Below are 17,554 nucleotides of genomic sequence, written 5' to 3'. Positions count from 1 at the left end.
GGGCCATACCCGGCCCGGAGCCCTTCCCTGCCCGAATGAAACGAGACGCAGGCAACCTGCCGCGGCCTTGATCCCGCGCGCCAACCGGATCGACACATGAACCCTCGCACACGCCACGCCCTGGAGTTCGTCCTCGACAATCTCGTCTGGTTCATGCTGCTTTTTGTCCTGGTCGTCTTCTCGCTCTTCATCCCGAACTATTTCCAGCTCGGCATCTTCGCCAACATCATCGAAGCGTCGAGCGTGCTCGGCGTCATGTCGATCGGCCTGGCGCTGGTCATCATTGCCGGGCACATGGACCTGTCGGTCGAATCCGTCGCCGCGCTCAGCGCCATGGTGGTGGGCATCCTGTTTTGTTCCTCGGGCATCGGCCTCGGCGTGCGGTTGCACCCGGAATGGCTGATGGTTCCGGTCTCGCTGCTGCTGGCGCTGGCCGTCGGCGGCCTCATCGGCGCCTTCAACGGCTATCTCGTGGTCAAGGTCAAGATGAGCGCCTTCATCATCACGCTCGCCTCCTACATCTGGGTGCGCGGCCTGGTGCTGGTCATTTCGGGCGGCCGCTCGGCGCAGGACCTGGCACCCGCCATCCGCTGGTTCGGCATCCAACGCCTGGTCGGCCTGCCGCTTACCGCCTGGATCGCGGTGGCCTGTTTCGTGGTGTTCTCGCTGATCATGGCCAAGACCCCGTTCGGCAGGCACCTGGTGATGATCGGCGGCAATGAAACCGCGACCTTCCGTGCCGGCATCCGGGTGAACCGCAACCTGATCATCGCCTTCGTGCTCGCCGGCGCCATCGCAGGGCTGGCCGGCTGGCTGCTGGCGATCCGCACCTCGGGCGCCACCGCCAATCTGGGCGTCGGCCTTCTGTTCAACGCCTTCGCGGCCGTGGTTATCGGCGGCGTCAGCCTGAAGGGCGGCGTCGGCACCTTGCCTGGCGTCTATGCCGGAGTGCTCCTGCTCTCGGCCATCAACACGGCGATCAACCTGATGGGCCTGCCCGCCAACTTCACCCAGGTCATCCATGGCCTCTTGGTGCTGGCCGCCGTGCTGCTCGACGCATTCAAGCAAACCATTCGCCAAAGACTGGCGTGACAGGACGGCTCGCATGACCGGACGATTGAACGACAAGGTGGCGCTGATCATCGGCGGCGCGCGCGGCATCGGCAAGGGCATCGCGCTGCGCTTCGTCGAGGAAGGTGCGAGGCTGGTGCTCGCCGACTCCGAGACCGAGGCCGGGCAGGCAAGTGCGGATGAGCTCGGCGTCCCCTTCATCCGCACCGATATCTCGCGAATGAGCGACGCCGAGGCCGCCGTGGCGCTTTCGTTGCAACACCATGGCCGCCTCGACATCATCGTCCAGAATGCCGGCATCTATCCCTGGCAGTTGATCGAGAATACCAGCGCCGACGACTGGGACCGCGTCATGGCGGTCAATTTGCGCGGCACCTTCAACGCCAGCCGCGCGGCCCTGGTGCCGATGAAGGCGCAGCGCTTTGGCCGCATGCTCTACACCTCCTCCATCACCGGCCCGCACGTCACCAGCCCCGGCCACGGCCACTATTCGGCTACGAAAGCAGGCATCAACGGCTTCATTCGGGCGGCAGCGCTTGAATTCTCCGGCTATGGCATAACCGTCAACGGCGTCGAACCCGGCAACATCCTCACCGAAGCCATCCAGGAGCACCGCGGCGCCGCCTATATCAAGAACATGGAGGATTCGATCCCGCTCGGCCGGCTCGGCAGCCCGCGCGACGTGGCCAACGCCTTCCTGTTCCTCGCCTCGGACGACGCCAGCTACATCACCGGGACGACCATCGTGGTCGACGGCGGGCAATTGCTGCCCGAGGGGAAGGATTTCCGTATGGTGCCGCCGTGATACCGCATTCGCCAGCGGCCGGCTCTCAGCTGACTTGAAATGCGGGTTTGAATGGTGGGCGATGACGGGCTCGAACCGCCGACATCTTCGGTGTAAACGGTGGGCTCCCCACTGAAACCCTTGGAAATCCGGGAAAAGAGCACTTCGCAATATGCCGTTTTAGGCATGTTGTTCTGCCTGTGTTCGACTTTTCAGGTTCATTGAACCGAAGAGCACTTCGTAAATGAGGTTAGATATGAGCCGATATTTTAAACAGCGGATGACTGAAATTAGGTCAACGCCAAACCTTATCAAATCGACCAAATCAGCAGTTTTCGATCCGAAGGCTAAGAAACCGGAGCCGGTTGCTGGCACTCGACGCGGGTACATCTATTTTGCGATGTGCGGCAAACTCGTGAAGATCGGCTTCGCCACAGATGTTTATCGCCGGATCGCCGCGCTCAACAGCGGGAACGTCAACAAGCTTTCCGTTCAAGAGGTGTTCCACTCCTATTTCGAAGCCAAAAAAATGGTCCACGACCGCTTTGCCAAGGACCGGGTTCGGGGCAAATGGTTCAGGCTGACGTGGGAGCTTGAGGAACTTTGGCATGACATTTGGGATTTCCAGGGCGGAGGGTCATGGGGCAGCACGGGCAGAGAGCATCTCGACAACATGCCAGATGTATTCTTCGAGCTTGACGATGTAGCTCATCTGCTATCGAACATCAGCTCGTGACCCGTCTCCCGCATTTTGTCGATTTCCGCCCTTCGCAAGCAAGTCACCCAGATCATTCAGAGTGGAAGACAGCATCCTAACGGCAAAGACCTGCCGCCCATCCGCGTCTTCCAAGAGGACGGACGCGCTTTTGAGGCTCTAGACTAGGCCGCCCGGTGCTCGGTACCCAGTCCAAATTGAGAGGTTGCAGATACGCCTCTAGATCGACGGTCTGAATGGCTGGTTGAAGCTCAAGATGGCCCTCGTCGCCGTCGTGTTGCTTGTCGTCGGCCTGAACATGCGGGGGATGGCGCGGCTGAGGCGCGGCGCCGACGACTACATGACGAAGATCACGGCGGTGACGCCCGACAACGCAATGCCGTTCCCTCGGCCGTTCCCTCGCTTTGAGTCATTCCTCAGTCGCGGCTGGCGGGCTATGCATTGACAGGCGTCACCACAGAACACGCCATGGCCTTCTTCTACGGCGCCGGTGCCAACGGCAAGTCGGTTATCCTCGACACGCGGGCGAGTATTCTGCCGACTACCACCCCACCGCACCGTTCGAGACCTTCGCCGCGTCAAAGACCGGAGCGGCATCCTACAGACGTCTCGGGGCTCCAAGGTGCCCGGCTGGTCACCACCGCCGAGCCGAGGGCCGCCACTGGGATGAAACCAAACTGAAGCAGCTGGCGGCGACCGCGTCAAGGCGCGTTTCATGCGGCAGGAAGGCCAAGGCCGACGGCGACGCAGCGCTCCGCGAGGCCGCGCTAGCGCTGCAGGAAATGCTAAAGGAGATACCGGTGGGGCATCGGCAAGGCTACACGTCGCAACACCTCCGAGCCGTCTATCGGTCCTGCGCGGCCGCCGCGAGACTTCGACTGCGAACCGACCTTCCGCAACTTTGATGGGGAGCCAGTCCCGTTCGATGATCCCCTCGCCGACTGGTGACCGGTGACCCGCGGAGGAGTGGCATCACCAACTTTTTCTGACCGCCTCGGCATATGCTGCGAGGCTCGGTGAACGATTAGGCGGAGCGACCCTCCGCCATCGCGCCTTAACTTACCTAGACTAACCGAGGAGTGTTCCAATTTACGTACAAATCAGCGTACATAGTGGGGCGAATTTTTGGGCTAGAACATGCCCGCCGACACTCGCGCCCGCGGCCATCACACATATTTAGTTGTCCAACGGCAGCCCCTTCAAAGGTACCTGTAAGGCACCATGCGTCGTGTCGAAACTTGGTGGTGCCTGCTAGTACAAGCGGGCATACCCTCAGCTCATTACGTTAATTATGATTTTCACGACGGTACGGTCTCGTACAAATGCTAGGCCCGCTCGCCCGGCAAGGTTGCTCCAATGTTGCCGATCGGTGGTGAAATACCAAACCTCTTCATCTTTGGGTGCATTTTCCAGCTTCCGATCAGACTTTCTCAGGACAATCGGAGAACCGATCTCGCGCATAACGCTCGGAACAACTGACATTGATATTCCGGCTTCTGTAGTGGCTCCATTGACCGTGTAGCCGAGGTTTTCTATCTCCTCCAAAAGTGCAAGCTGTCCCAGCGTCCCGAGGCCTTTTCCTATTTCTCGAAATTCGTCAAAGGAAAGAATAGACGGCCCTTGTCGTTTTGCTTCTTGGATGCTTGCCGTGACCGCGTTGGATGGTGGTGGCATAGCCGAAGTGAACATTGTCTGCTTATGCGAAAAATTCACCCGGTTCGACTTCCACGCAGAAGGCACGAAAAACGGCCAAAGCAGGACGATACCCGTTCCCAGCAAAGCTGAAAACGCACGAGGCTGCCATGCCTTCCTCGCGGAGGCCCTTGCCATGGCAGTCTCAATGCGTCGCGATTGGGCGGCCGGTCCGACGAAGACGAAGAACACACCGGCAGTGATGTAGATCAATATGGCTGCGATGCAGGTCAAGCAATGTCTCCGAAGTTGCTGGCGATTAACGGATCTAAAACTCAAGTTATGCTCATGCATCGGTCCAAGCCAGAAGGCAATGCAGGCAAGGACGATCCAGAATATTCAAACACATCAGTACTTTACACTCTGCTTCTTCGCCGCTCCTGACAAGTCACCGTTCAACGGGTAGGTCCATCGCCACAGCCACTGAAGATAGCTTTCACGCCCGCACCTCTTTCGATACTAGGAGGCCGCAGACTGGCTCCTGTTGTGCGTTCGGGTTCTTTCGATTCCCCGCGTCACCCCTTTGATGAATACGTCTCGAAGGTCCGAAGTGATCTGATCTTCCGAAATGCGAAGTTCCTCCATTCCTTCAGTGATCGAGTGTTGCAGATAGCCACGGCGTCTGGCAAATCTGCGGGCTAGTCCCTTCAGATCACGGGGCTCGAAGCCGTCGACCAGAAGGGGTATCAGGCGATTGAAGCGAACAGCTCGCTTCAGACACCGCCGCCCGATCCTGCGCCCCAACGCATAGGCATCGCGTTGAATGCCGTAATATTGGTCTTCAGGGCAAAATGAGGACTCACGAGTTCGATTAATGTGTGGAGGGTTGATTTCCACATCTAGAGATTGCCACTTTGTATGTGCACGATGCCAGGATGGTTTTTTCGGCTCTGCCGTTTGTCCGGCTTCGGAGGCTCGTCGCCTCTCCTCTTTGAGTGTTTTGACGACAGCCTGTACTTCGATAATAAGTTTATCAGCTTCCTGGTGTTGATTTTTCGCTGCCAAGCTGAGCCAATGCAACGCCTGATGAACACCTCGTTCGAGGAAGATGCCGTGCCACTTGAGCATCCCCAAAACAAACTGGGCGTTGGCATCACCCGAATTTGCAGACTTGGTTAGCCACTGCTCGCCCAAAAACGAATTTCTCTTATTGCCAAGTCCGACGAGATAACTGACGCCGATATAGAACTGAGCGACTGGGTCTCCTCTGTGGGCGATCTCATTTAGTTGCCCGATCGCAGTCGAGGAGTTGAGCGTCTCATCTTTTGCTTCCGTACCCGGCTGCTTAGCCACCGCAACCTGAGTTCGCGCGCGCTGCAATTCTGCCTTGAGCCTCTCAACGGTCCCATATGCGCGGCTCAGTTCGTCCTCAAGTTCGTCGACCTGCTGTTCGAGATCGGCAACGTGTTGCGAAGCAGCTTGGAGGTCATCCCCATCGTCTTTGTGGATTTGAGCAATGACGTCCGAGAACGCCGGTTGCGGTGGGACCTCTTGTACTGATGGGTCGGGAGGCATTGGTGCTGGTGCGACTTTCCTGTCCCCGGGCTTGAACCAGTCAAAGAGCTTCATTCGTTGCCTCCCGGATCTAAAAGCGCATACAGCCCGCCACGCACGCCTTAAACAGAGGCTGCGATCGTCCATGTTTGCCTTACCCGTATTGACGGATGATTTCCCGTCGAGAGCGATCATCGACATCGGCACGCGGCAGGAGAACTTGTTATCGGCCCTTCTCCAGTTTTTCGACGACCGCCTTTCGAATACGGCTGCCGAACAACACTTCGAACTCATCGTCGACTTCGCAGCCGATCACCGATTTTGCCAATGGTGCTGAAGCGTTGACGAGCCCCCTCTCGGGGGCGCTCGGCAAAGTCACAATCTTGAATTGAAAGACTTCATCAGCCTTGTCCATGTAGCGAATACGAACTGTGTCGCCCAATTGAGCTCCTGCGCGCGACATGGCGGTACGCGTGGTTTGCGGTTTCTCCAAGGTGGCCACGCTCTGTTCGAAAGGCAGGGTGGTTTGAGCGGCAGTGGAGTTCTGCCTATCGCTGCGTTGATACGGACGAGCGACCGTTGGCTTACGATCAACTGGGGATGCTGTCTGCTTTGGAGGAGCAGGCGTTGGGCTGACTGATTTTTTCTTTAAGCCTTCTTTGAGCACCTTTACTCGCTCGGTGATGGCAGCCCGCAGCTTGTTCGCTTCTTCGCGGGGGTTCGCGAACCAATCCGTCGACCATACACGATAAAGATGCCATCCGAGATTTTCGAGAATTTCTTGTCGATGCCGATCACGGTCGCGAGCAGATCGCGACGAATGATATGTTGCGCCGTCGCATTCTACACCTAGGATGTAGCCATACGGCCAAGCAGGGTGCCGCACCGCAAGATCGATTGAATAGCCATCCACTCCGACCTGGCAATCAACAAGGCAGCCGATCGACCGGATCTGGCCTGCTACATAATCCTCCAGTGGGGAATCGAAGGCATCGTGTGTGCCGCTGTCCGCTACATCCAAGGGCGCACCGGCTGAATACTCCAGCCAGCGCTTCAGCATCCAGGCGCCGGGATTTGAGGTCTGGTCGGCGGTGATATCGGCGCCGGTCATGGAGGTGAAGGTAACGATCTGGTCCCTTGCCCGCGAAAACAGAACATTCAGCCGCCGCTGCCCACCAATCCCATTGATCGGTCCGAACCGTTGGTGCGTCTTTTTGCCAGCTGCTGGAGGTCCGTACACGGTCGAAATGAATATGACATCGCGCTCGTCACCTTGGACGTTCTCAAGGTTCTTTACGAAAAAGGCGTTCAGGCCGACATCGCGTTCCTTCCAATGTTCAACGTATTCAAATGCGGTTTTGTCCCGGGCGATTTGATAGTCGAGCAATTCGCGAATGTGCTCGGCCTGCGATTTGTTCACCGCGACAATCCCGAGCGAACGCTCCGGGCGTCGCCGCATCAACCCTAACGCATGCTCCACGACTTTGTGGGCCTCGATGTCGTTTAAGCCGGCCTTGTAAATTCCATTTGTCTCCACCAGCGAAACGCCGGTGGACTCGTCTTCCTCTTCATTAGGCGACGGAAACACGACAAGATTGTCGTCGTACATGATGCGATTTGAAAAGCGTATCAAAGCCGAATTTCGAGAGCGATAGTGCCATCGCAGCATGCGCTTCGGTCGGAAAGTAGCATTTGCCATTTCGAGAACAGATTCGTCAGTGACCGGATCTGCGTCGTCATCCTCCTCTTGGTCATCGAAAACCTGACGGAAGAAGTTTGTCGGGGGTAGCTGCTTGGTATCGCCGACTACCATCGCCTGGCGGGCACGAAACAGTGCTCCAATAGCATCCTCTGGGGGCATCTGAGATGCTTCGTCAATTATGCAGAGATCGAACTCCACAGTCCCTTTCGGAATATACTGAGCAACTGCCAGCGGTGACATTATCCAGCAGGGTTTTAATTCCAACAGTGCCCGACCAGCCTTACGCATGATCTCGCGAACAGGCTGCCGGATGCGTCGCTTGTCGGCTAGGTGCTCAATCAAGCCCATTTCGGTGAAATCGCCTACGCGCCCGCGACTAGTGCCTGGTGCGGGACGCGATTCGGCGATGATCTCGGCTCGCAGGGCCTTGCGGGATAATGAGCGGACTTCATCATCCGCAGCCTTCAAGGTCTTCCGCAATTCGTCCATGCGGACACCGGAATAATCGTGCAATCCTCGCCCGTAGTAACGGTAGACCCGTTCAGCCGATGCACGGTTGATCAGAGCCTGAAGGGTTGCACCCAGGTTTTCGGCGACTTTTCCGGATTGATTCAGCATATGTACGGTCGTCAGGACACCGGCTCGATCCAGTGACGATGATACTGAGGCAATTTCGATATGGCGGCGTAGCCCTGTTCGGTCTTCCGCAGCGATTTTTAGTACTTTGACGATTTCTGACGGCGTTTTGCCGCGGACCGCCTCAGCAAAATCACCTTCAGCCGTCTCCCCCAACTCCTCCAATTTGCCATTGGCAACGACGAAAAGATCCAGAATCTTGTTCATCTCGTGATGCAAACTAGACAGGCGGTTCTGGCGACACGCTCTTCGCAATCCATCAGCCATTTCGCCAGCAGATGAAATTATTTCGCTCGCAGTGACATAAGGCTCTACATCATCGATTGGTGTTTGCCAGCCAGCAAACATTTTCCCCATCGCACTTTGCATATTTTTGTCATTGTCCAACACGTCAAATTCGATGCAGAACTTCCGGACACTCTTGGCTAAGCCGGGCAACTTCTCCACCGCGATCGACGATGGATTCTTCAAAGCGGCGAGCAAGGGGAGAAGCGAGTTCAAGCCTCCTCTGTAGTCCTCGGATTCCACCTTTCTCGTGTTGTGCAGTTTGGTGACATCACCAGCGCTCCAATCGCCCGATATCTCGGGAAGGATTGGCAACTCAGACAGGACATCAGGTTCCGCGGTCTTTAGAAAGTGGCGTAGCTCTCGCTGTTCCACACGAGGAAATTGCGCGGCCACGGCCTCATAAAAAACTACTAGCTCGGCAAACTGCGAAAAATCGGTTTCCAGCCCGTTAAATTGTACGCCGAAGACACCGGCGTTTCTCGCACGCTCCAGGAACGCGTCCGAATCTTCGGCTAGAGCGACCGCTTTCTCCAAATCAGTGAGAGCCTGGATCCTATCAAATTTACTCCGGCGAGACACGGCTCCATATTGTCGTTTGGCTTCACGGTACGACGCAGCCAGAAAAGATAGCCGTCCGGCACTCCGAATGCGCGCAAGCGCAGACGACATCGCCGAGCCATTGATCTGGTTGACGCGCAATATGTCGGCCAATTCGGACTTTTGCTGTTTCAGAGCGATGCCGCGGCGCACCAGATCCGCAAGGGTCTCGACTGCTGCGACATCTTCGAGCCGAACCGACCGCAAGCGTAAGACCGTTGGACTGGTTGCCGAAACAAGGTTTCTGGACCGAACAATATCCCCAAGGGTCCATCGCTCGGATTCCGGACAGTGCTTGATGAATCGCTGGATAGCCTGCTCGACGCGGGCAATTGTGGCAACTGCTGTATGAAGCGTATCTTGGCCCCGGGTGAGACGATCAACGTCCAGAGTGTCAAAACCGCAGTCTCTGCAAATTTTGTAGATTGACTCGATCACGGCAGCGGTATTTTGCGCTGCGGGCTCGACCAGAATTACAGCCAGTTCCCCAAAGGTGTTTTGGCATTTACTACAAGCTGCCAGGAAACTGCGCAGCGCCCCAACGTCCTTCCAACAAAGCAAAGATGAATGGTCCGCCGCCGTCTCCATCTCAATGATTTCCGCTAGCGATGAGAGGGCCTCAACAAGCTCGTCATGCGTTTCAGCAGTTCCGTAGCCGGCAAGTTTGTAAGGGGATAAAGTCCCTTGCCCTTCCGCGACATCTTCGAACGATTCCGCTACCAGTCTGGCTTGGTCGAGTATTCGATCGACGGCGAAAGGGCTTGGATTGATGCCGCTGGCAATTTGCCAAAAAGAAGGCGCGATTTTTGCCTCCGCGAACAACGTGCCCAAACGTGACGCATCGGTGGCATGATCGGCGATCTTTACGCCTGAAAAGTCCGTCTCAGGCAATTGGTGGTTCAGTATGATTTCTTTGGGAACTGGCTCCAGATCCTTCGCCGTTGCAATGGCGCGGCCCAGAAGCTCGTGAACCGTAATGCCGGTGTGGTTCCATTCTGCTCCCAGCACCTCGACATATTCGGAAAGGCTATCTCGCGTCTCAGAAAAGCGGTCAAGTTGTTGTTCCAACTCTCGTGGCCGTTGCGCACGTAGATCCAGCCTATCTCGAATCGAATCCATAAATTCTTCACGAGACGAGCGTCCAGCCAACAATGGCAGGATAAATTCTCCGAGGCCTACTTCGTCCAGACGATTCTTGACCACTTCCAGCGCTGCTGACTTTTCGGCAACGAACAACACTCGCTTTCCTGCGCCAAGTGCTGCCGCAATTGCGTTGACAATCGTATCGGACTTGCCGGTACCTGGAGGCCCTTCCACTGCAAGATTTTTGCCCTTGGCCAGATCGACAAGGACGCTGAATTGGGAGGAATCGGCCTTCTTTACCACGTAGCGGACGCTCGCCTCCACGTCCCGGTCATCCACCTCATATTCTTCCGCAAGTGCGCCGTCCGCCGGGCGATCTGAACCGACGAGAATATTTTCTAAGGTGTCATTCTCTGCAAAGTCGGTCTCTGACGTATCGAGGTCGGCATACATTGACATGCGTGCGGCTGGGAAAACGCCGAACACGACCTGTCGCCGGACACGCCAAGGCAGCTTTCGATGTTCTGTCTGTCCGAGCACTTCGAAGTAATCCTCGACAGACCCACCGTCGTAGTCGGGGAGTTCGATCGCAAACTCTCGGGAGAGTTTCTCCTTTAAGGCAAGATTGAGGTCCGCCTCGTCGCCAGTGCCTTCCACCCAGTAGACGGGACCGTGCGCAGTGCGCTTCGGGGTGATCTTCACAGGCAGAAGAATGAGCGGCGATAGGAAAGTCCGACCGTCTGCTCGCGCGGGATCCTTCCATTCCAAGAACCCAATTGCGGTTCGCAGAACGCTGATGCCAGTTTCCTGCTCGACAGTCCTGGCCTTTGATATGATCCCGTTTAGCTTTCGTTCGAGATCGGGCGGCAGCAGAAGGGTTTGGATATGATCATCTTCGTGCCGCCCATCGTCATGCCGCTCTTGCGGTTCAGGCAGGTCATAGCTTGCCGATATCCCGTTGTTCTTCGCATGTTGAACAACGGATTCTTCTTTACGCGTGATGCGTACTGGCATTCCGAGTTGCGCGCGCAGGCGATCTTTTAGTTCCCGCTCCAACCTCCGGACATCGTCAACGTAGCCTGGGTCTTCTGGATCGAGCTTTGCCATGGAATCCGTGAAGGGCTCGTCCCGGCGGTAGGCGATCGTATAGGCCTCGACGAAAAACGGCGTTTGCTCATCCTTGCTGTCTTCATCAAAAGGCGGCAACGGTGAAAACACCATTTTCTCGCCGTTTGTCAGCCGGAAATAAAGGGCTTCCGGCAACTCGTCGACCACTCTCACATGGCTAGTGGAGCGCGCATGAAAACCCATAGAGATGAGCGGGTTTCTAGGCGTAAGATCGAGAAGACGCGGACGAAGCTCCTCGATTTTTCGTGCCACCAATTCAGCGAACTGCCCTGGATTTTTGCGACCAGCGTTCTTGGAAGAATGTGCCATTTACTGAAACCCGTCTTGGTCAAATCGCGCAGCCTGAACGCCGTTCGAAATCTTCGATGAACCTATCACAGCTTCTTCTTCGAACACTACGGCCACCGATATCGCCTTGGGATTGTCCACCATTTGGAGAGGTTTACTCCGTCAAACAAGGAATACGCGTTGCAACCAATTGGATTCTCACAATCGAACGGGCAGAAGGCAGCTGTTTCGTAAGTTGTTGAGATGATAGCCGTTTGGCGGAAATTGAACGCAAAAAAATAGGCATAGTGGTGTTTAATAATAATAATTGAATCATAGTATTTATGCTCGTCATTAAGTCGTCATGTGCTAGTTCGGACGCAAGAATTTCTAATAACAGCCAATAGGAAGATCAGATTTTTTAGAGACACGGACAATCCCATCGACGAGTCGCGAAAAGACCCTAGGTTTCACGATTTATGAAGCGGATGTGCAGCAACCGATAATCGGTGCCTCTCATTTGGAAGGGAACCCCCCTCGCACGAGACAGCGTCCACGAGAACGTCACCCCGCAGTGTTTCACCGGTAGATGTCACCGATTAGCAGACACCCTTACAGTTGCCAATGATGGCTTCCGAGCGACGACGAAAGGCCGCTCCCGCAACCTTGCTTGTATCTTGAGCAGCGATCCTAGATAGCCGCTAGTGCTGCGACCGGACTGAATCCCAAAATTACTGCAGGTCCTTCAAGCGAGCCACGAAGCGGAAACGCAGACCAGCAGAGTCAAATTCAACGTCGTCGACGGCGTATTCCGCAATGTACCCAGTTCTGATAAAACCTGTTCCCCGATCAGCCGCGTATGGGTCATCGCTGGTCAGAACTACCCGCTTCTTTTCAAAAATGGCCGCTACCAGTTCATCGGATTTGGGTGATCCGGGCCGAACCTGCGAGTCACTATACCGCTGCCCTACCCACCAGTGCTTGTGCACGCACGGCAGCTTTTCGCCATCCACGAGCGCGAACCAAGATCCATGATGTCCCGTTGCTTTCGACTTTGCCATTCGACCTTCCTCCTTGTGGCACCTGCTGTCTTATCCGCATGACCTAGCGTTTTCCTCCAAGGTCTCTGTTCCGCCGTTTTTGAATTTCGCGCGCCAGCAATTCCTCAAGTTCAGAAATGGTCGTACGGACGGTGCTATAATCTCCCGGAACCACAAACGCGAAGTCTTTGGGAAAGGACTTGCCGCTATCGAAGTATGAATTGAAGACGCTTTCCCTGGTTGCGCCGTCAGAGGCCTGCACATCATAGACCACGCGATACGAGGGATATTTGCCGTTGCCATCGGTCCCAATCCTGACATTCGCGTTTCCCATGCTTTCGAACACAGGATCGAGCGAATTCAGAACCGCCTCAGCATAGGCTTTATTGTCCTTTAGCAGGTTCCAAACGTCCGCGATTGTAACATCGGCAGCTAGCATGTCCTCCACCCCCAATCCATGCTCCTCACCACACCATGCTATCGCTATAGCCAATGGTGACCTATTCCCACAGTCGGGCGACAGAACCTATCACCCGGTCTGAGGTATTACATCATTCCCATAGTCCGGCGACAAAACCTGTCACCAGCTACTGGTCACGCACGTTGCATGATTCGGAAGGATGGATCGCCAGATTATGGAAGCGACGGGAAATCCGATCGCCGATACTCCTGCACCATCTGACGCAGGGCTTGGGGACCTATCACTTCAACCTTGTCGCCCCACATATAAAGATGCCAGCACATCTCGAGGTGCCCCGACGCGGAGAAGCGCACTATGAGTGAGCCGTCAGGTTGGTCCTCCAGCACCTGATCCGGATGAAAAAGAAAACTGCGCGCCTGTGGAGCGGCATCTGAACTGAACCTCCAAACGACCTCGCCAAACTCGCTGTCATTCTGGAAGGCTCCGAATGCCTGGCGGGCATGCCGATTGATATCGAAGCTAGGGTCGCGCTCGAAGATTTCTCCGGTTAGCTCGGCCCTCTCGATCTTTTCAGCAAGATAATGCCGGAAGCTATCACCTGCATCCAATCTAGGTTTTGCCACAAGATAGCGTCTGATTCCGATCAACACACCGTACGGCTCGATAATGCGTTCGGTCGGCACGGCAGCGCTACGAGACTGATAGATGATCCGCAGTCGCTCCGAACCCTTCAAAGCCGTCGCTATGGTGGCGGCGATTTGAGGAGCCAGCCGCGAAACGGGCCCGGGACGGGCGGCTAGACCCTGCGCCTCAAGAAGAGCATCGTGATCTGTTTCCAGGCGAGCAATTCTTTTACGCGGTACCAGGGCAACGATCTTCTCCCTGAGTGACCGCAGCATGTCTGCCTCCACACCTTGGGCGCTGCGTTCTAGTGTCCCAATCGACATGTCCAGCGCAGCCAGTTCGTCTGGAGTGAGTGTGAGGAGATCGCGCAGGGCAGCCGTATCCAGGCGCCATCTCTTTCGGCCCTCGTCGTCGAAATGCGTTTCCGTATCCGGAAATCTAAGTTCGAGCGTATGGAGAATCCGTTGGGCCGTGCGTTTCGAAACGCCGAGACGGTCAATGACGTCGTCGGTGGTTACCCCCATACGACGCGCGGCTACAAAAGTTGCGAGATCGATGAGCTGCTGCGCTTTTTCGAAAGACATAGGCATTTACCGTTTCAGGTGACAGCTATTGTCATCTCCACTGCTTACGGCTTTATTATCATCGGCTGTGGGGAAACTAACATGAAGCTGGAAGGCAAGGACATCTTGCTATCCGCATCGGATTTGATGCGCTTCATGGGGTGCGTGCATGCCACGGCGATGGATCTGCGCAGTTTGCGGGGTGAGCGGCTTACGCCAGCTGAGGACACCGAAGATGCAAAGCTCCTTCAGCAATATGGCGATGCGCACGAAGCAAAATACTTGGCTAAGTTGCGTGCCGAAGGTCGCCGCATAATCGAATTCAGCCGAGACATCGATCTGCGCACCGCAGCGACTGCTACCAGAGAAGCACTCAGCGCAGGCGCGGACATTCTTTTCCAAGGTGCCCTCCTCTCCACCCCGTGGGGTGGTTGGTCAGATTTCCTCATCAAGGTGGACAAGCCGTCGGCTCTGGGTGCCTTTTCCTATGAGGTGATCGACACCAAACTGAAACGGAAACCCGATCCCAAGCACATCCTGCAGCTCGTCCTGTATTCTGATCTTCTGGCACGGATTCAGGGCACTGAACCCGTGCAGGCGCATCTTGAGCTTGGCAGCGGCGAGCGTTTTTCATTTCGTCTGAACGAATACGCCGCGTACGCAAGGAATGCGCGCCAGCGGCTCGAACGGTTTGTCTCCGACCCGCCGGAAACCTCACCCGAGCCGGTCAGAATGTGCAGTCTCTGCCGCTGGCGCGAGCACTGCAAAGCGCAATGGGAGGAGACCGACAGCCTAGCGCTTGTGGCTGGTATCTCCAGCTCCCAACGGGACAAGCTGACGGCCGGAGGCGTGAGCACGATGGCTGCTCTTGGGCGGCTCGACAAACGCGTTCCGAAACTCGGTGACGACACTCTTGCCAGGCTGAAGACACAGGCGCGCCTGCAAACGGATCGGCGTGCGGGTGGCCCGCCCACTTTCGCGCTGAAAGCTTTTGATCCGCAGCGCGGACTGGCGCTTGTTCCCCGGTCCGATCGAGGAGACGTCTTCTATGACATCGAAGGCGATCCATTCTACGAAGACGGACTGGAGTATCTCCACGGCCTCTGGTTCGAGGACGACGGGGTTGGTTTCTTCAAGGATTTCTGGGGCCACGACCGGGCGGAGGAAAAGGAAGCCTTGCGCCAGCTGATGGCATTCTTCGAGGCCCGGCTGCGCCGGCACCCCAACGCGCACATCTACCATTATGCAGACTATGAAGTCGCCGCATTGCGACGCCTGACCAGCATTCATGGGATAGGTGAATCACTGCTTGACCAGATGCTGCGGGAGGACCGTTTCATCGACCTCTATCGGGTGGTTTCCGGGGGCATCATTGTATCGGAGCCGAGATACTCGCTGAAAAACCTTGAGGTTTTCTACATGGAGGAGCGGACAGGAGAGGTAAAGACCGCGGGCGGTAGCGTCGTGGCTTACGAGGAATGGCGACAGAGCGGTGACCAGCACATCCTCGACGAGATCCGCGACTACAATCGGATCGACTGCATCTCGACACAGAAACTCCGGGACTGGCTCATTGCTACGGTGCGTCCTGTTGAAATGCCCTGGCGAGCAGATAAGGTGATTGCCGACGAGAAGATCTTCGATTTTGGAAAAGTCAGTATTGAACAGGCTTTGGCCGACGAGTTGCACAATAAGCTGGCTCCCGTGCGGCAGCGGTTCGGCGACCCCTTTGCCGATCTGCTTTTTGATCTCAGCCATTTCCATTGGCGCGAGAGGAAACCGGCCTGGTGGTCGATTTTCGACAAGATGGGGCGGGATTCAGAAAGGCTCGTTGATGATCTGGATTGCCTTGGCGCGCTGGAAGCCACGTCGCCGGCCAAAAGCGAGGGCAACCGCTGGGCACGCAGCTATCGTTTCCCGGAACAGGAAAGCAAGCTTCAATCGGGAGACTGCCACGTCGAGTTGGATGGAGCCCCCGCGCCGGCTTCTGCAGAGATCGATCTCGCCCAGAACACGGCCGAGCTTCTATTTCCCAAGAAGTGGTTCGATGATGCCCCAGATGTAATCTCGCTTGTCCCTCCAGGTCCGCTGAGAACCGATGCCATCGAGGGGGCTGTGGAACGGGTGGTGGACTCCATCATTTGTGATGACCGGCAATATCCAGCCGTTCTTGACCTGCTGCACCGATCAAAGCCTCGCTTCCGGGCCGGCAATGGGACAGCAAACATAATCAATCCGCACCGGGACCTTATTCAGGAAGCTGTCGCGGCCATTGTTGATATGGATGGAACCACCCTTGTGATCCAGGGGCCGCCAGGGACGGGCAAGACCTATGTGAGCTCGCGCGCCATCCTCGACCTAGTCGGGCGTGGCAAGCGCGTCGCAGTCGCTTCGAACAGCCATAAGGCGATCGACAATCTTCTTTTTGCGGTCGCGGACAGGGCAGCCGAACTCAAGAGACCGGTCAACATCGCCAAGAAGAATAGCCATGCCGGCGATGAAGGCTACAACCGATCCATCTACGTGGCGACGAACAACAATGACCGGCAGCTTTTTTCGGCATCGGTGGTTGGCGGAACAGCCTGGCTTTTCGCCAGACCTGACTTCGAACAGATCTTCGACTATCTGTTTGTCGACGAAGCTGGCCAGGTCTCGCTTGCGAACCTCATCGCCATGGGCACGTGCGCGAAGAACATAGTTCTTGTAGGCGACCCGATGCAGCTGCCGCAACCCGTGCAAGGCGCACATCCGGGCGAGGCCGGCCTCTCCTCGCTCGAATATCGGCTTGCGGGCCATAAAACAGTTCCCCCAGAGGATGGCATTTTCCTGCCCCTCTCGCGCAGGATGCATCCCGATCTCTGCCAGTTCGTTTCCGACATGGTTTATGACGGCAGGCTGAGATCGGACGAGGGCGCAGCAAGGCAAGCCATTCTCGTCGAAGAACCCGCTTCGGGTGTTCGCCTGCGCAAAATCGTGCACTCCGGCAACCGGCAAACCTGTCCAGAAGAGATCGAAGCCATTAACCGCGAGATGTCGCGTCTCTTGGGTAAGACATTTCGCGACCGCGACGGACGGCAACGGCCGATAACACTCGCTGACCTCCTGATCGTGGCGCCCTACAACGCCCAGGTCAACGCGCTTAAAAGGGCTCTCCCTGCGGGCGCGCGCGTCGGAACCGTCGACAAGTTCCAGGGTCAGGAGGCGCCTGTCTGCCTGATCTCCATGACGAGCTCATCCTACGACGAAATTCCGCACGGTGTTGATTTCCTGTTCAGTTTGAACCGGATCAACGTCGCGGTCTCGCGCGCACAAGTGCTGGCGCTGGTTTTTGCGAGCCCGAAGCTCCTCGACATCCCCTGCAGCAACATTCACGAAATGCGGCTTGTGAATACATTGTGCGCATTGAGGCAATATAGCCGCGCTTGAAGCGGGGGCAGATGACGATGGCC

At 56.4% G+C, this 17,554-nt stretch carries 11 protein-coding genes; 5 read left to right on the top strand and 6 right to left on the bottom strand.

The window, feature by feature from the left end:
• Positions 1-96: 96 nt before the first annotated feature.
• The 4 genes from ACVWWD_RS19275 (at position 97) to ACVWWD_RS19260 (ending at position 3,015) form a co-directional block, all read left to right on the top strand.
• Positions 97-1,092, top strand: a complete 996-nt coding sequence (locus ACVWWD_RS19275) for an ABC transporter permease (protein ID WP_023773215.1) — start codon at positions 97-99, stop codon at positions 1,090-1,092.
• A 13-nt stretch (positions 1,093-1,105) separates the two neighbouring features.
• Positions 1,106-1,876 carry an SDR family NAD(P)-dependent oxidoreductase gene (locus ACVWWD_RS19270; protein WP_352553552.1) on the top strand — a complete coding sequence of 257 codons (771 nt, stop codon included), beginning with the start codon at positions 1,106-1,108 and terminating at the stop codon, positions 1,874-1,876.
• A gap of 235 nt (positions 1,877-2,111) precedes the next feature.
• Complete coding sequence (locus ACVWWD_RS19265; RefSeq protein ID WP_457103274.1) at positions 2,112-2,591, top strand: GIY-YIG nuclease family protein; 480 nt, start codon at positions 2,112-2,114, stop codon at positions 2,589-2,591.
• A gap of 223 nt (positions 2,592-2,814) precedes the next feature.
• A complete protein-coding gene (locus ACVWWD_RS19260) occupies positions 2,815-3,015 on the top strand; it encodes a hypothetical protein (protein ID WP_457103273.1) in 201 nt (66 codons plus the stop codon).
• 827 nt (positions 3,016-3,842) lie between these two features.
• Here the strand turns inward: ACVWWD_RS19260 and ACVWWD_RS19255 are convergent.
• The 6 genes from ACVWWD_RS19255 to ACVWWD_RS19230 all read right to left on the bottom strand — a co-directional run bounded on the left by ACVWWD_RS19255 (position 3,843) and on the right by ACVWWD_RS19230 (position 14,126).
• Entirely contained in the window at positions 3,843-4,496 is a 654-nt protein-coding gene (locus ACVWWD_RS19255) for a hypothetical protein (RefSeq protein WP_457103272.1), read from the bottom strand.
• 225 nt (positions 4,497-4,721) lie between these two features.
• Positions 4,722-5,831, bottom strand: a complete 1,110-nt coding sequence (locus tag ACVWWD_RS19250) for a hypothetical protein (RefSeq protein WP_457103271.1) — start codon at positions 5,829-5,831, stop codon at positions 4,722-4,724.
• Positions 5,832-5,979: 148 nt separating this feature from the next.
• Entirely contained in the window at positions 5,980-11,499 is a 5,520-nt protein-coding gene (locus ACVWWD_RS19245; RefSeq protein WP_457103270.1) for a DUF4011 domain-containing protein, read from the bottom strand.
• A gap of 689 nt (positions 11,500-12,188) precedes the next feature.
• Positions 12,189-12,518, bottom strand: a complete 330-nt coding sequence (locus tag ACVWWD_RS19240; RefSeq protein WP_457103269.1) for a hypothetical protein — start codon at positions 12,516-12,518, stop codon at positions 12,189-12,191.
• Between the two features lie 43 nt (positions 12,519-12,561).
• On the bottom strand, positions 12,562-12,951 hold the full coding sequence (locus tag ACVWWD_RS19235; protein ID WP_457103268.1) for a hypothetical protein: 390 nt from the start codon (positions 12,949-12,951) through the stop codon (positions 12,562-12,564).
• A 179-nt stretch (positions 12,952-13,130) separates the two neighbouring features.
• Positions 13,131-14,126: a helix-turn-helix transcriptional regulator gene (locus ACVWWD_RS19230; protein WP_457103267.1), complete on the bottom strand. Its 996-nt coding sequence runs from the start codon at positions 14,124-14,126 to the stop codon at positions 13,131-13,133.
• Positions 14,127-14,207: 81 nt separating this feature from the next.
• Between ACVWWD_RS19230 and ACVWWD_RS19225 the strand changes: the two genes are divergently transcribed.
• Positions 14,208-17,531, top strand: coding sequence for a TM0106 family RecB-like putative nuclease (locus ACVWWD_RS19225; protein WP_457103266.1), 3,324 nt, complete (start codon positions 14,208-14,210; stop codon positions 17,529-17,531).
• The last annotated feature ends 23 nt before the right edge of the window (positions 17,532-17,554 follow it).

This window comes from Mesorhizobium sp. URHB0026 (genome assembly GCF_054059755.1).
Note: the sequence above shows the minus strand (reverse complement) of the source record. Positions and strands in the feature narration are given on the sequence as shown.

Excerpts from the sequence above, each read along its gene's own strand:
- ACVWWD_RS19230 (WP_457103267.1), bottom strand. The coding sequence starts at position 14,126 with ATGTCTTTCGAAAAAGCGCAGCAGCTCATCGATCTCGCAACTTTTGTA.
- ACVWWD_RS19265 (WP_457103274.1), top strand. The coding sequence starts at position 2,112 with ATGAGCCGATATTTTAAACAGCGGATGACTGAAATTAGGTCAACGCCA.
- ACVWWD_RS19250 (WP_457103271.1), bottom strand. The coding sequence starts at position 5,831 with ATGAAGCTCTTTGACTGGTTCAAGCCCGGGGACAGGAAAGTCGCACCA.
- ACVWWD_RS19270 (WP_352553552.1), top strand. The coding sequence starts at position 1,106 with ATGACCGGACGATTGAACGACAAGGTGGCGCTGATCATCGGCGGCGCG.
- ACVWWD_RS19245 (WP_457103270.1), bottom strand. The coding sequence starts at position 11,499 with ATGGCACATTCTTCCAAGAACGCTGGTCGCAAAAATCCAGGGCAGTTC.
- ACVWWD_RS19240 (WP_457103269.1), bottom strand. The coding sequence starts at position 12,518 with ATGGCAAAGTCGAAAGCAACGGGACATCATGGATCTTGGTTCGCGCTC.
- ACVWWD_RS19225 (WP_457103266.1), top strand. The coding sequence starts at position 14,208 with ATGAAGCTGGAAGGCAAGGACATCTTGCTATCCGCATCGGATTTGATG.
- ACVWWD_RS19275 (WP_023773215.1), top strand. The coding sequence starts at position 97 with ATGAACCCTCGCACACGCCACGCCCTGGAGTTCGTCCTCGACAATCTC.